This window comes from Anabaena sp. FACHB-1237 (assembly GCF_014696225.1).
GTDB lineage: Bacteria > Cyanobacteriota > Cyanobacteriia > Cyanobacteriales > Nostocaceae > FACHB-1237.
Genome location: NZ_JACJPV010000042.1, coordinates 19,734 through 33,479 on the forward strand (window position 1 = coordinate 19,734; position 13,746 = coordinate 33,479).

The following is a 13,746-nucleotide window of genomic DNA, read 5'->3' on the forward strand; positions in this document are numbered from 1 at the left end:
TGACTATATCAAAAGTTCTACTTTTCCAGTTAGATTTTATTGATATTTTGACCAAAAAATTTCTTACTATAGAATAATTCAATTATTCTCAATATTATTCAAAATATATATAGAAGAACTGAGGTAAAAAAATATGTCTCATCAAACCATTTCATCAGAATTGTTCACAGAATTATCCACAGAACAACAAGAAGTTATTGCAGGAGGATATGGTTGGTATGGACATGGCTATGGACATCATGGCTACGGAGGACATGGCTATGGACATCATGGCTACGGACCTGGTTATGGAAATGGTTGGTATGGACATAGACACCACCATTGGTGGTAAATAATATATCTGTAAAAAATGGATACAGAGTAACGTTATTCACCAATCCAATCAAGTAAAATACTATTAACTAAATCAGGTGCTTCATCCTGTGGACAATGACTAATTCCTTCTAGAGAAATAAACTTTTTCACAGTAGAAAATACGGCTAACTCTTGAACAATCGCAACAGAAACTTTTAACCCTGCCATTGTAGCTGTTTCTTAATCAAATTCAATTCTGAGTATTTTAGGGGGTTTAGTATTTCTAAACCCTATTTATTAACCATGTAAAATTACAAATCTGAACTCCAAAATCACTTTATCCGAAACTACTTAAAGACTTAAAAATATAACCAACCACAATACCTATCATTATTGCCCAAATTTGCCCACTTTTCACAAAAGTATTCCAGGCTTTTTCTATTTGTCCAAGAAGATCAGGATCTTTTATACTGGTATAATCACCAGTCATAAAAAAATGTGTGTGATCACCAGTTATGGAATTAATATGGGCAAAATTATGGAGAAAACTAATATGAACATTGAGATGCAAGTCTAAATTTCCTAACAGGAAATCATTTAAGTGTTCCATAATATCAATACCGTAATTATACGCAATTCCTACTTCTACTTTAATCTGTTGTTTTTGTCAAGGGTAATTTTGCGGAAGTTCTTAAAATTTGCCCGGCTAAAACTGCTGCACCAAAACCATTATCAATGTTAACGACTCCTATACCTGCTGCACAGGAATTAAGCATGGTTAATAAAGGTGCTAATCCAGAAAAATTTGCCCCATATCCGATACTAGTGGGAACAGCGATTACAGGACAGTCTACTAAACCTGCAACTACGCTAGGTAAAGCTCCTTCCATCCCTGCGACCACAATTAACACTGATGCTGATTCTAGCAGATGACGGTTATTAAGTAAACGATGAATACCTGCAATTCCCACATCCCAAAGACGTAGTACATCAAAACCATGTAATTCTGCGGTTATCGCAGCTTCTTCTGCAATGGGTAAGTCGGCAGTTCCGGCGGATATAATACCAATTTTACCAGGATATTTGATAGATATTTCACTGTTAATAATAGCGCAAATTCTGGCCTGTGGATAATATTGTAAACCTCGTACTTTTTTCTGTAGTTCAGCATAAATATGAAGTTGAATGCGAGTGGCCATAACTATGGAAGAGCGATCGCGCATCACTTCCATAATTTGATAAATTTGATCTACGGTTTTATCTTGTCCCCAAATAACTTCCGGGAAACCAGTTCTTAATTGACGATGATGATCTATTTTGGCAAAATCTCCCACAGATTGATAAGCTAAATCTTTGAGGGATGCAAAAGCGGTATCTGGGGTAATTGTACCATTGGCCACAGATTCTAAGAGCGATCGCAAATTTTCAGGTTGATGCACAGTAATTTACTAATTGTTGACTAGTGATAGGTAATAAATAATTATTAATTGTCTATTGTCCATTGTCAATTATTGGGTGATTTTAATTTCGTGAATATTCCAAAAAGCACCTCCTAAAGCAGAAAATTGAATCCCTTGAAAACGGTTACGAATAGCAGACATAGCATAGGAATTAACCAAATAAATAAAAGGTAAATATTCCTGAGTTAATTGTTGACTTTCGCCATAAATTTGTTTTAACTTATCCTCATCAAATTCCTGCGCTCCTTGAATATAAAGATCATTAATTTTCCTTTCCCAGTCAGCAACTTCCCAACCTTCAATGGGTTTTTGTCCTGCTTGGGGTTTTTGATTAAACATATGTAAACCTCCTTCTGGTGACCAAACATTTGCACCATCGTTAGGTTCTAAACCACCAGTTAAACCTATTAAACAAGCATCCCAGTCCAAAGTATTAGAAAGTTTATCTATAAAAGTATTCCAAGCTAAAGGAGTAAAATCAACTTGAATACCAATTTTACCTAAATCTTGTTTAATTTGTGAACCCATAGACTCCCTAATTTTATTACCTGCATTAGTTAATAATCCAAATCTCACTTGATTACCTTCAGCATCTTCTAAGAGATTTTTGTCATTATATTTAAACCCGGCTTTTAGTAATAATTCCTTGGCTTTCTCAGGATTATATTTATAAACCTTTAAACCTTTTTCTGGAGGTAAATAATAAGGACTTTGTACAGAAATAGGGGAATTTTGAAATGTTCCTAAACCACGAAAAGTATTATTTAACATGGTTTGTCTATCAATAGCATAAGCTACAGCTTGACGAAATTGTACATTATTAAACCATTTAGATTTAATGGGTTCAACTAATGGTTTACCTTCTCTTTTTCCCTTGTTCAAATTAAAGGAAATAAAGGAAGTAGCAGAACTTGGACCACCATTATATATTTTAAAATTACCTTGTTTTTCCTGGGCTTTTAACAATGAAAAATAATCAGGAGCAACAGCAATAGTATCTAAATCTCCAGAACGAAATTGTAATAATGAAGTATCTGTTGATTCGACAATTTGCCAAACAATACGTTCTATATACGGTTGAGGTTTACCTTGAGTATCTTTTCTCCAATAGTAGGGGTTACGACGAAAAATTACCCGTTGACTAGTATCATATCTTTCTAATTTATAAGGTCCATTCACAATAAGTTCTTGTGGAGGAGTATCCACTCCCCATTTACTTAAAAATAAAGGTTTACCATCTTGATCTTTATTAATAGTTGATTCTTTTAACACATGAGCAGGTAAAATTGATGCTCCAGTATTTAATAAAAAAGGTCTAAAGGGTTCAGGTACACTAAATTCTACTCTGCGGTTATCTATTTTTTTCACTGTTGGTAATTTACGTTCTTTACCAATTCTTAAAACGTCTCTGGTATCTGTGGGAATTGCTTCATTGAGATAAATATCCTTATAGGTAAATACTACGTCATCTACTGTTAATGGTTGTCCATCTGACCATTTTAAACCTTCGCGCATGGTAAAGGTAATTTTGGTTTTATCTGGTGATATTTCCCAAGATTTGGCTAATGATCCTTCTAGTTTACCATTAATGGGATTTTGAGTTAATAATCCTTCATAAGTATAACCGAAAATATTGGGAGATTCGGAACTTAATGCAGCGTTAAATGTTTTAGGATCGCTCAGAATACTTGTGACTAGTTGGGGAATTTTTTCGCTTTTTTTGGTTAATTTAGTTGGGTTACAAGCGGTCATTGTGATGGCTAAAAATGCAATGATGATAATTAACCAGAGAGGTTTTTTATGAGAGAGAATTTTTGTTGTTAAGGTCACTTTAATCTTCCTGGTAAATATAAATTGACTATATAAAATTATCTACTTTTGTTCATATTTTATTCATAATTTTGTAAATAAGTTTCTCCATTTCTTATTCTTAGCTTTGCTAATGAACTTTCTATTTTTTCTGGTGAGTTAAATTCCTCATTCCAGATATTGGCAATTAGTCTGATGTTAATTAGTTCTTCTGTTTTATATAAACTCAGCATTTTTACATCCTCTCTATTATTAATTAGCTATTAATTACTATTGATTAACAAAACCACAGCATAAGCACAAATTCCTTCTTCTCTTCCTGTTGGTCCAAGTTTTTCATTGGTGGTAGCTTTGACTCCAATTTGATCTGGTTCTAGTTGTAAAGCAGCGGCTAATTTTTCTTTCATCGCAGAAATATGTGGTTTTAATTTGGGTTTTTCCGCCACAATTACGGAATCAATATTATTAATTTGCCAACCTTTTTCTAATATTAGTTGATGCACTTGTTTTAATAATACTAAACTATCTGCTCCTTTCCATTTAATATCTGTCGGTGGAAAGTAATGACCTATATCACCTAATGATAACGCGCCTAACATAGCATCCATAATGGCATGGGTAAGCACATCCGCATCACTATGTCCTAATAATCCAAGTGTGTGAGGAATATGCACACCACCTAAGATTAATGGGCGATCGCTGACTAATTTATGTATATCGTAACCGTTACCAATTCTGATTTTCATAGTTATTAAGTTAGTTATTAATTAAATCATCTTACTGTCACCTGTTCCTTGTTCCCTATCTTCTTGCCATTTTTCCAGTAAATCGGGACGACGTAAACCAGTACGCTGAATTTGCTGTTGTAATCTCCAACGAGCGATCGCTGCATGATTACCACTTAATAGCACATCTGGAACTTTCCAGCCGCGAAAATTTGCCGGACGAGTATATTGGGGAAAGTCTAATAAACCTTCTTCAAAACTCTCTGCTTTCAAAGATTCTTCTTTACCTACTGTACCGGGTAATAATCGCACCACACCATTTAATAAAGCCATAGAGGGAATTTCTCCGCCAGTCAAGATAAAATCACCTAAAGATACTTCACGAGTTACCAAATTTAAAACCCGTTCATCAACTCCTTCATAATGACCACAGATTATTACCAACTGATCATAATTTGTTGCTAATTCTTTTAATAGAGATTGATTCATAGTTTGTCCTTGGGGACTCATAAAAATTACATCTCTACGCGGTAAAACAGGCAAAGACTCCACCGCAGCAAAAATAGGTTCAGGTTTCATCAACATTCCCACACCTCCACCATAGGGTTCATCATCTACCTTATGATGTTTATCTGTGGTAAAATTTCTAGGATTGATTAAATGTACTTTAGCGATCTGTTTAGCTAAAGCCTTAGCTAATAAACCAGAACTCAGCACAGAATTAAAACAGTCAGGAAAAAGTGTAACTATATCAAAACGCACAGTAATTTGTAGGGAATTAAAGTAATATGAGAACTAGCCGACAGAGGTAATCAAACTATGGGTAAAATGTCCAATATTTAGCAAAAATGAGCAAAGTTAACAGATCCACCCATATATAGATTACAGTGAATAGGCAATAATTGGTGATGCGTGAGTCACGATTCGTAATTATTCTATCACGGATATTTGTCACATCTACCTGATCGCCAGTCGCTTGTCACCTGAGTCCAGCAAACGAGCAAAGAAAATTATGGGGAATTTTTTCTAGTTACTTATATAATTACTAAATTTATGTTTAAATATTCTCTACCACTAAATTTCTCAATTGTCATCTAACCAAAAGCCCAAAATTGAGAAATCAGATTAATTTCACAAGATGATTCAGCCTTGCTAGTTGAGATCATGAATTTTACTAACCGTTCTTGTGTATGACTTAGGGTAAAAGTGCCAAAACTGTGTTTTCCAGATGTGGTGAAAAAAAATGTCAACTCATACTCACAGTCAGCAAGGCCGATTATTCTATATACTTTGAGGAATAGTTCTATGGAAAGAGTACGCCCGGCAAGCGCGGAATTTACGCCTGTGGACAAGAAACCATTACAGGACTTGGAAGAAACAGGAAGAAAACAACAAAATGTTCTATTTATCTTTAACTTTGTTTAAATATGAGTAACATAAGTATGTTTTGTCTTGCACATAAACGGCAATGTATGGCTTGCGCCACGCTACGCTATCAGCATTGTATAAGTTTTATGGAAAAGAAGCACAATGCCGCTTATTAAAGCTGAATCGCTGGAAATGAGGACACCCCAAGCAACTAAAACCGCCGTTTTAGTTATCGGAGGTGCGGAAGACAAAGTTCATGGAAGAGATATCCTGAGAACTTTTGTTGCACGTGCTGGAGGTAACAAGGCGTATATTACAATAATTCCATCCGCCTCCCGTGAACCTGCCATTATTGGTGGTAGGTACATTCGCATTTTTGAAGAAATGGGTGCGGAAAAGGTGGAAATTTTAGACATTCGGGAAAGAGAACAGTGTGAAAAACCAGAGATAAAAACATCCCTAGAATCCTGCACTGGGGTGTTTTTAACTGGAGGTGATCAACTACGTCTCTGTGGAGTCCTGTCCGATACTCCGGCCATGGAAATTATCCGTCAACGGGTAAGAGCAGGACAATTAACCCTAGCAGGAACAAGCGCAGGGGCAGCAGTTATGGGTCATCACATGATTGCCGGTGGTGGCAGTGGGGAAACGCCAAATCGCTCTTTGGTGGATATGGCAACGGGTTTAGGTTTCATACCTGAAGTTGTTGTTGATCAACACTTCCATAATCGCAATCGTATGGGTAGACTAATTAGTGCGATCGCTGCTCATCCAGATCGCTTAGGTATTGGCATTGACGAAGATACCTGTGCTATGTTTGAACGTGATGGTTGGTTACAAGTGTTAGGTAAAGGTAGTGTTACTATCGTTGATCCTACTGAACTAACCCACACTAACGAACCTCACATCAGTGCCAATGAACCCTTGACTGTACACAATTTAAGATTACATATCCTCAGCTACGGAGATCGTTTCCATCTTTACCAGCGTACTGTTTTACCTGGAATCCATTGAACTTTTAGCCGATGGATGAAAGTCTGTTTTAATTACAGAACGATTAACCGCAATATGATGACTGTTCTAGCATTTTGGCAAAATTTTAGAATAAATACCATCTAAAAAGAAAAAACTGTTCATGGTTAACAGTTTGGCGGTTAATTTCAGTAAGAAACTAGAATTTTGGTTCGAATCTCCATCTACCTATTCCCATGAGAATCCTCAAAATCCAGACCTTACGCGGCCCTAACTACTGGAGCATTCGTCGCCATAAGCTCATCGTCATGCGTCTCGACCTAGAAGACCTAGCAGACAAGCCCTCCAATGAAATACCCGGTTTTTACGAAGGACTAGTAGAGGCGCTGCCCAGTCTGGAAGGTCACTACTGCTCCCCTGGCTGCCGTGGTGGTTTTTTAATGCGGGTACGAGAAGGCACAATGATGGGTCATATTGTTGAACATATAGCCCTGGAACTGCAAGAACTGGCAGGAATGCACGTAGGTTTTGGCCGTACCCGCGAAACTGCCACTCCTGGAATTTACCAGGTAGTCATTGAGTATTTGAATGAGGAAGCAGGACGCTATGCTGGACGTGCAGCAGTTAGGTTATGTCAAAGTATTATTGATCGCGGCCGTTATCCCAAGGCTGAATTAGATCAAGATATTCAAGACCTAAAAGACTTTTGGCGTGATGCTTCCCTTGGACCTTCCACTGAAGCAATTATTAAAGAAGCTGAAAAAAGAGGCATCCCCTGGATGTCTTTACCAGCACGCTTCTTAATTCAATTGGGTTATGGGGTACATCAAAAACGCATCCAAGCTACCATGACAAATAATACGGGTATCTTGGGTGTGGAATTAGCTTGTGATAAAGAAGCAACTAAACGCATACTCTATGCTAATGGTGTTCCTGTACCCAGAGGTACAGTGATTAATTTCTTCGATGATCTTGAAGAAGCTATTGAATATGTGGGAGGTTATCCCATAGTCATTAAACCTCTGGACGGTAATCATGGCCGTGGTATCACTCTGGATATTAGAACCTGGGAAGATGCCGAAACTGCTTATGAAGCGGCTCGACAAGTTTCCCGTTCTATTATTGTGGAAAGATACTACGTTGGCCGAGATCACCGTGTCTTAGTTGTAGATGGTAAAGTTGTTGCGGTGGCTGAAAGAGTTCCAGCCCACGTAGTTGGTAATGGTAGATCCACCATTGCTGAACTTATTGAAGAAACCAATCAAGATCCCAGACGTGGTGATGGACATGATAATGTCTTGACTAAGATTGAACTAGACCGTACTAGTTATCAATTGTTAGAACGTCAAGGTTATACCATTAATAGCGTCCTTCCCCAAGGTCTAATGTGCTATTTACGAGCTACAGCTAATTTGAGTACAGGAGGTACTGCTGTAGATCGTACTGATGAAATTCACCCGGAAAATATTTGGTTAGCCCAAAGGGTAGTGAAAATTATTGGATTAGATGTGGCGGGTATAGATATTGTCACCGACAATATTAGCCGTCCTTTGCGAGAATTAGATGGGGTAGTGGTGGAAGTTAACGCAGCTCCGGGTTTTCGGATGCACGTTGCCCCCAGTCAAGGCAAATCTCGCAATGTCGCGGGTGCAGTAATGGATATGCTATTCCCTAATGAACAATCTAGTCGTGTTCCCATACTCAGTATTACAGGTACAAATGGCAAAACTACAACTACTCGCTTGTTAGCACACATTTATAAACAAACTGGTAAAGTAGTAGGCTATACAACCACAGATGGTACTTATATCGGTGATTTCTTAGTAGAATCTGGAGATAATACTGGACCACAAAGCGCCCATGTAATTCTGCAAGATCCCACAGTGGAAGTAGCAGTTTTAGAATCAGCACGGGGCGGTATTCTCCGTTCTGGTTTGGGTTTTGAAGCGGCTAATGTGGGTGTAGTTTTAAACGTTTCGGCTGACCATTTAGGTATAGGTGATATAGATACCATTGAACAATTAGCACATTTAAAAAGTGTAGTTGCAGAAGCGGTATTTCCCAATGGTTACGCCGTATTAAATGCTGATGATCATCGGGTTGCAGCAATGGCAGAAAGAACTAAAGCAAATATTGCTTATTTTACTATGAATCCTGATTCTGAATTAGTGCGTAAGCATATTCAGAAAGGAGGAGTAGCAGCAGTATATGAGCATGGTTATATTTCCGTTGTTAAAGGTGATTGGACCCATAGAATCGAGCGGGCAGAAAATATTCCTTTAACAATGAATGCTAAAGCTCCCTTTATGATCGCCAATGCTTTAGCTGCTAGTTTAGCAGCATTTGTGCAAAATGTCACCATTGAGCAGATTCGCGCTGGTTTAAGAACATTCCGCGCTTCGGTGAGTCAAACACCAGGTAGGATGAATTTATTTAATTTGGGTAAATATCATGCTTTAGTAGATTATGCCCATAATCCGGCGAGTTATGAAGCAGTGGGGGCGTTTGTTCGCAATTGGAATACAGGACAACGCATAGGAGTGGTTGGTGGTCCAGGCGATCGCCGTGATGAAGATTTTGTTACTTTGGGTAAACTATCAGCAGACATCTTTGACTATATTATTGTTAAAGAAGATGATGATACCAGAGGAAGACCTCGCGGATCGGCTAGTGATTTAATTAGTCAAGGCATTAACCAAGTTAAACCTAATAGTCGCTATGAAAGTATTTTAGATGAAACCACAGCGATTAATAAAGCGTTGGATATGGCCACAGATGGTAGTTTAGTGGTGATATTACCTGAAAGTGTGAATAGGGCGATTAAATTAATTAAATTGCGTGGTGTAATTGAAGAAGAAATACCCAAGCAAACCATTAATGAAATACCCAATTCCCAAAATGGTTTACCTCCATCTTCTGTGGTGAATATTATTCCCTAAAGTGACAAAATTCGGGAATTTCAGATCCCCGACTTCTCTAAGAAGTCGGGGATCTTATTTAATGATTGAATTTTGTGATAATGTTTAGTATTTACCGTGACTAAAATTAAATTATTTTCTATAGCAATTGAGGAAATTAATACATCTGCTAATCCTAAGCTGTTGTGCTTTTAACTTGAATAATTAATACAAGCAAGATGCTTGTGCTACTGTAACTTCAGGTTTTTTAATTATACAGTGAGTGCTGCACATTAGCTTATAGGTTGTCCAGTTTTTTCTAAATTTCCATTTTCATCATACAATTAAGTAAAATATTAAGTAAACCATAGATTTTTAGGCTTTTTCTTCATCTTTATTCCTGGGTTAACAAGAGAGAAAAAAGCAAGATATTGAGACAAATAAAAAAAATACCATAAATCAATCAGCAAATAACTAAATATTAGATGAGTATAAAAAAGGGGCAATTTGATGGTAAAAACAAAAATGTTACCTCCTTTAATTTATAGTCGTTAACAAAAAAATCAGGTAAATTCAACATGGATATAAAACAAGGTTTTATTGGTACAATCGGAAATACTCCTCTTATTCGCTTAAATAGTTTTAGTGAAGAAACAGGTTGTCATATTTTGGCAAAAGCTGAATTTCTTAATCCTGGTGGTTCTGTAAAAGATCGCGCAGCATTGTATATTATTGAAGATGCAGAAAGAAAAGGCTTATTAAAACCTGGCGGTACAGTGGTAGAAGGAACTGCTGGTAATACAGGTATTGGATTAGCACATATATGTAATGCTAAGGGTTATAAATGTTTAATTATCATCCCTAATACCCAATCTCAAGAAAAAATAGACGCTTTAACTACTTTGGGGGCAGAAGTTCGTCCTGTTCCGGCTGTACCTTACAAAGACCCGAATAATTACGTTAAATTATCGGGTAGAATCGCTTCAGAAATGGAAAACGCAATTTGGGCAAATCAATTTGATAATTTAGCTAACCGTCAAGCCCACTATGAAACCACTGGTAAAGAGATTTGGACACAAACCGACGGAAGAATAGATGGTTGGGTAGCCGCAACGGGTACAGGAGGTACTTTTGCAGGGGTAGCAATGTATTTAAAGGAAAAAAATCCAAATATAAAATGTGTGGTTGCTGATCCAATGGGTAGTGGTTTATATAGTTATATAAAAACTGGTGAAATCAAAATGGAGGGTAATTCTATTACTGAGGGTATTGGTAATAGTCGTATTACGGCCAATATGGAAGGTGTTCCTACTGATGACGCAATTCAAGTTGATGATCATGAAGCATTGCGTGTAGTTTATCAATTACTTAGAAAAGATGGTCTATTAATGGGAGGTTCAACAGGTATTAATGTAGCGGCGGCGGTAGCTTTAGCTAAACAATTGGGTCCAGGACATACAATTGTTACCATTTTATGCGATAGTGGTTCTCGTTATCAATCAAGGATTTTTAATCGTGATTGGTTGATAAGTAAGGGTTTAAATGGTGATTGGTAATTAGCAATTTGTAGTGCAGGCCAGAGGCCTGCAATTATCTTTGTCAATTTAATAACTTATTGTGACAAGATTCGCTTATAAGTTTTGTAAATTATAATATTTTAACTTGATGAAGGTGATTTATAGTTAAAATTAAAACAGACTAATTATCTGATTCTACAGGTAGGGGTTTTGCGTGATTTTGCAAAAGTCTAAACCCAATCGGTGTTTAGTATAATACCGCAACATTTAGGCACTGACAAAAACCTCGTAGCAAATTAGCTAGGAGAGTTTAAGTTTGGTTGTAAAACTCTCACCTGAACCTTAAATGTAGACAGTAGAAATATAAATAAATTAACTCCCCAGGCCGGATTCGAACCAGCGACCAATCGATTAACAGTCGATCGCTCTACCGCTGAGCTACTGAGGAATGCTCATCACTTTTCCTATGTTAACCCTAACAACAGATTATGTCAAGTGGTTTTGCCAAAAAAAAAGAATTTTTTTTGATCAATCCCTAAAACCTTTGATATTATTAGATTTCAGGGATTTGTTTATCAACCAATTTACAACCGCATTCGCAGTTCAGCCAGCCTTTCCCTAGCTTTAGCATCAATAGCATTAGCCAAAAATCTCCCTTTAGATGATTTTCGAGATTGATACTTATATCGCATTCGACAGACAGTAGATTCCACTTCTCCACATAGTTGATGGGCTGATAACCATTCTGCACCATAGCCCTGCACCATTAACTGCTGCGCTCGATCAGATGTAGCAACAATGACACGAGAAATTAAAGATTGGGCAATTTGATGGCGAAAAGAAGCACAGGTCTTTTCTATATATGTATCTGCGGTTTGCCCAAAATCTGTATAATGAACTGTGAGCAGTTCTGTAATTACTTCTCGATTACTCGGCGTGTTTTGATACTGAGCATCAAAAACTAGTTGGGTTTGATAACCTTGGAAAGCACTATAACTCGTCATAGTTTGCACAAGTTCACTACGTGCAGCTTCCAGTCCAACATGATCACGGGTTTTCTTTAAACAAGGCCAAGCGCCTATTATGTTGTAGCCGTCTACTAACAGTACGGCTGAGACTATGGAAGGAGACATGGTTCTTAATCACAATTATCTAGTGTTAACAAAATCGTTCATAAGAACCATAGTAATTGAAGTATTGCTTGTAACAATATGCTACAGGAAAAATTTGCTGTCAGTAGTTAGGAGTAAGGGTGAACAGTCGTTCACCCCTATAGGAGTCAGAATCAAGAATTTTCTCGCTACTCCCTACTCATATTTTCTACTTGCATTAAACGCTGTTTTAACCTTTCTGGTTCACCTTGATCAACTAAAATACCCTTTTCTAGTAAAAAAGCACCATCACAATAATCTAACTCATCCAACCGATGGGTTACCCATAAAGCCGTAATACCACGACTTTTTACCAAGTTTTGCACGCTGGCCACTAAATCTAACTGACTATCAGGATCAAGTAAAGCTGTAGGTTCATCTAATAATAACACATCACAGTGACGAGCGATCGCTCCTGCAATAGCTACCCGTTGTTTTTGTCCACCTGAGAGCGCGTAAATAGGACGTTTTTGTAAAGACAGTAAATTTACTGCTCCCAAAGCCTCTTCTACCCTAGCTTTAATCATTGCTGGGGGTAATTTTTCCTCCACCAAACCAAAAGCCACATCAGCCCCAACTGTAGGCATAACCAACTGATGATCTGGATTTTGGAATACAAAACCCACTGGATTTAAAACCTTAGCTTCTCCAGATGTAGGAGTCAATAAGCCTGCAATTAATCTTAATAAAGTTGATTTACCGCTACCATTTGTACCTAAAAGCATCCAAAATTCACCTTGAGGAATTGTGAGAGAGCAAGATTTAATTACTTGCTCTCCATTAGGCCAAAAGAAGTTTAGATCAGTAACTTCAATGCCTACTGCTGTCATATTACATCCTATGGTTATTCAACAGCAGTAAAAGCAGCAAAGCCTGGTGGTTTACCACTGCTGGTGGCAGCACCGTCTTTCTGCACAATTTGAACTCCTGAGATTTCACTAGCACGAACAGCGATCTTCTTTTCCATTTTGCCTTCGCACTTGAGTTCAACAAGATCAGGACTACCAGAACGCATGGCTGCTAAAATTAGCTGATAAACAGCTTCAGCGTCTTCAGCAGTTTTACGTTGAACTGATATGGGGAAAGCAGTATTTCTGATGCTTAAGTCAATGGTAAACATTTAGCAAATGACATTTGTACTGTAGGAATTATTCTAGCGTTAGTTGGTAACAGAAGAGGATTTTTCTGAAAAAATGCTTATTGGTGATGGTTAATATCATCATCATGAATTTTTTTATAAATTTTTTTTTGATATGGACTAGAAAAATTAACAATTTGCACTTATGATAAATGAGAGAACGTAAAAAATTGTAAACTGGATTAATCACCCGGTTCATTTTCTGCTTATAGCTAAATACATCATATCTAGCTATAAGCGCATAACATCCGTAATTATAAAATATTTTGGAGATAAATTCTCATGACTATTGCAGTTGGACGCGCCCCCAGTAGAGGGTGGTTTGACGTATTAGATGACTGGTTAAAACGCGATCGCTTTGTCTTCGTAGGTTGGTCAGGAATATTACTATTCCCCTGTGCGTTCCTGGCTTTAG

General features: G+C 37.4%; 13 protein-coding genes, 1 tRNA gene and 2 pseudogenes. 5 read left to right on the plus strand and 11 right to left on the minus strand.

Annotated elements, in window-relative coordinates:
• Positions 1 to 133 precede the first annotated feature (133 nt).
• Positions 134 to 331 (plus strand): CTB family bacteriocin, encoded by a 198-nt coding sequence (locus tag H6F32_RS16690; RefSeq protein WP_190370432.1) that lies wholly within the window; start codon positions 134 to 136, stop codon positions 329 to 331.
• Positions 332 to 366: 35 nt separating this feature from the next.
• Here H6F32_RS16690 and H6F32_RS16695 read toward each other — a convergent pair.
• The 7 genes and pseudogenes from H6F32_RS16695 to trmD form a co-directional block, all read right to left on the minus strand.
• A pseudogene (locus H6F32_RS16695) lies at positions 367 to 489 on the minus strand (alpha/beta hydrolase); the annotation flags it as partial.
• A 142-nt stretch (positions 490 to 631) separates the two neighbouring features.
• Positions 632 to 904 carry a hypothetical protein gene (locus H6F32_RS16700; protein ID WP_190370434.1) on the minus strand — a complete coding sequence of 91 codons (273 nt, stop codon included), beginning with the start codon at positions 902 to 904 and terminating at the stop codon, positions 632 to 634.
• 40 nt (positions 905 to 944) lie between these two features.
• Positions 945 to 1,733 (minus strand): nickel pincer cofactor biosynthesis protein LarB, encoded by a 789-nt coding sequence (larB, locus tag H6F32_RS16705; RefSeq protein WP_190370435.1) that lies wholly within the window; start codon positions 1,731 to 1,733, stop codon positions 945 to 947.
• A gap of 69 nt (positions 1,734 to 1,802) precedes the next feature.
• Entirely contained in the window at positions 1,803 to 3,584 is a 1,782-nt protein-coding gene (locus H6F32_RS16710; protein ID WP_190370436.1) for an ABC transporter substrate-binding protein, read from the minus strand.
• Between the two features lie 59 nt (positions 3,585 to 3,643).
• Positions 3,644 to 3,796 (minus strand): hypothetical protein, encoded by a 153-nt coding sequence (locus H6F32_RS16715; RefSeq protein ID WP_190370437.1) that lies wholly within the window; start codon positions 3,794 to 3,796, stop codon positions 3,644 to 3,646.
• A 30-nt stretch (positions 3,797 to 3,826) separates the two neighbouring features.
• A complete protein-coding gene (ispF, locus tag H6F32_RS16720; protein WP_190370438.1) occupies positions 3,827 to 4,309 on the minus strand; it encodes a 2-C-methyl-D-erythritol 2,4-cyclodiphosphate synthase in 483 nt (160 codons plus the stop codon).
• Between the two features lie 21 nt (positions 4,310 to 4,330).
• Positions 4,331 to 5,050 (minus strand): tRNA (guanosine(37)-N1)-methyltransferase TrmD, encoded by a 720-nt coding sequence (gene trmD / locus H6F32_RS16725; RefSeq protein ID WP_190370439.1) that lies wholly within the window; start codon positions 5,048 to 5,050, stop codon positions 4,331 to 4,333.
• Between the two features lie 768 nt (positions 5,051 to 5,818).
• Between trmD and H6F32_RS16730 the strand changes: the two genes are divergently transcribed.
• From H6F32_RS16730 to H6F32_RS16740, 3 genes are all read left to right on the plus strand, one after another.
• Positions 5,819 to 6,670, plus strand: a complete 852-nt coding sequence (locus tag H6F32_RS16730; protein ID WP_190370440.1) for a cyanophycinase — start codon at positions 5,819 to 5,821, stop codon at positions 6,668 to 6,670.
• 194 nt (positions 6,671 to 6,864) lie between these two features.
• On the plus strand, positions 6,865 to 9,567 hold the full coding sequence (gene cphA, locus H6F32_RS16735; protein WP_190370441.1) for a cyanophycin synthetase: 2,703 nt from the start codon (positions 6,865 to 6,867) through the stop codon (positions 9,565 to 9,567).
• 536 nt (positions 9,568 to 10,103) lie between these two features.
• A complete protein-coding gene (locus H6F32_RS16740; protein ID WP_190370442.1) occupies positions 10,104 to 11,081 on the plus strand; it encodes a cysteine synthase A in 978 nt (325 codons plus the stop codon).
• Positions 11,082 to 11,418: 337 nt separating this feature from the next.
• On the opposite strand, the gene H6F32_RS16745 is transcribed toward H6F32_RS16740, so the two are convergent.
• From H6F32_RS16745 to H6F32_RS16760, 4 genes are all read right to left on the minus strand, one after another.
• Positions 11,419 to 11,490 (minus strand) — tRNA-Asn (locus H6F32_RS16745).
• Between the two features lie 136 nt (positions 11,491 to 11,626).
• On the minus strand, positions 11,627 to 12,175 hold the full coding sequence (locus H6F32_RS16750) for an NYN domain-containing protein (RefSeq protein WP_190370443.1): 549 nt from the start codon (positions 12,173 to 12,175) through the stop codon (positions 11,627 to 11,629).
• Positions 12,176 to 12,342: 167 nt separating this feature from the next.
• Positions 12,343 to 13,023 (minus strand): energy-coupling factor ABC transporter ATP-binding protein, encoded by a 681-nt coding sequence (locus H6F32_RS16755; protein ID WP_190370444.1) that lies wholly within the window; start codon positions 13,021 to 13,023, stop codon positions 12,343 to 12,345.
• A 14-nt stretch (positions 13,024 to 13,037) separates the two neighbouring features.
• Positions 13,038 to 13,313: a hypothetical protein gene (locus H6F32_RS16760; RefSeq protein ID WP_190370445.1), complete on the minus strand. Its 276-nt coding sequence runs from the start codon at positions 13,311 to 13,313 to the stop codon at positions 13,038 to 13,040.
• Positions 13,314 to 13,613: 300 nt separating this feature from the next.
• On the opposite strand from H6F32_RS16760, the pseudogene H6F32_RS16765 reads away from it, so the two are divergent.
• Positions 13,614 to 13,746, plus strand: a pseudogene (locus H6F32_RS16765) (photosystem II D2 protein (photosystem q(a) protein)); the annotation flags it as partial.

Excerpts from the sequence above, each read along its gene's own strand:
- H6F32_RS16690 (WP_190370432.1), top strand. The coding sequence starts at position 134 with ATGTCTCATCAAACCATTTCATCAGAATTGTTCACAGAATTATCCACA.
- H6F32_RS16730 (WP_190370440.1), top strand. The coding sequence starts at position 5,819 with ATGCCGCTTATTAAAGCTGAATCGCTGGAAATGAGGACACCCCAAGCA.
- H6F32_RS16760 (WP_190370445.1), bottom strand. The coding sequence starts at position 13,313 with ATGTTTACCATTGACTTAAGCATCAGAAATACTGCTTTCCCCATATCA.
- H6F32_RS16750 (WP_190370443.1), bottom strand. The coding sequence starts at position 12,175 with ATGTCTCCTTCCATAGTCTCAGCCGTACTGTTAGTAGACGGCTACAAC.
- H6F32_RS16755 (WP_190370444.1), bottom strand. The coding sequence starts at position 13,023 with ATGACAGCAGTAGGCATTGAAGTTACTGATCTAAACTTCTTTTGGCCT.
- cphA (WP_190370441.1), top strand. The coding sequence starts at position 6,865 with ATGAGAATCCTCAAAATCCAGACCTTACGCGGCCCTAACTACTGGAGC.
- H6F32_RS16700 (WP_190370434.1), bottom strand. The coding sequence starts at position 904 with ATGGAACACTTAAATGATTTCCTGTTAGGAAATTTAGACTTGCATCTC.
- H6F32_RS16740 (WP_190370442.1), top strand. The coding sequence starts at position 10,104 with ATGGATATAAAACAAGGTTTTATTGGTACAATCGGAAATACTCCTCTT.
- ispF (WP_190370438.1), bottom strand. The coding sequence starts at position 4,309 with ATGAAAATCAGAATTGGTAACGGTTACGATATACATAAATTAGTCAGC.
- H6F32_RS16715 (WP_190370437.1), bottom strand. The coding sequence starts at position 3,796 with ATGCTGAGTTTATATAAAACAGAAGAACTAATTAACATCAGACTAATT.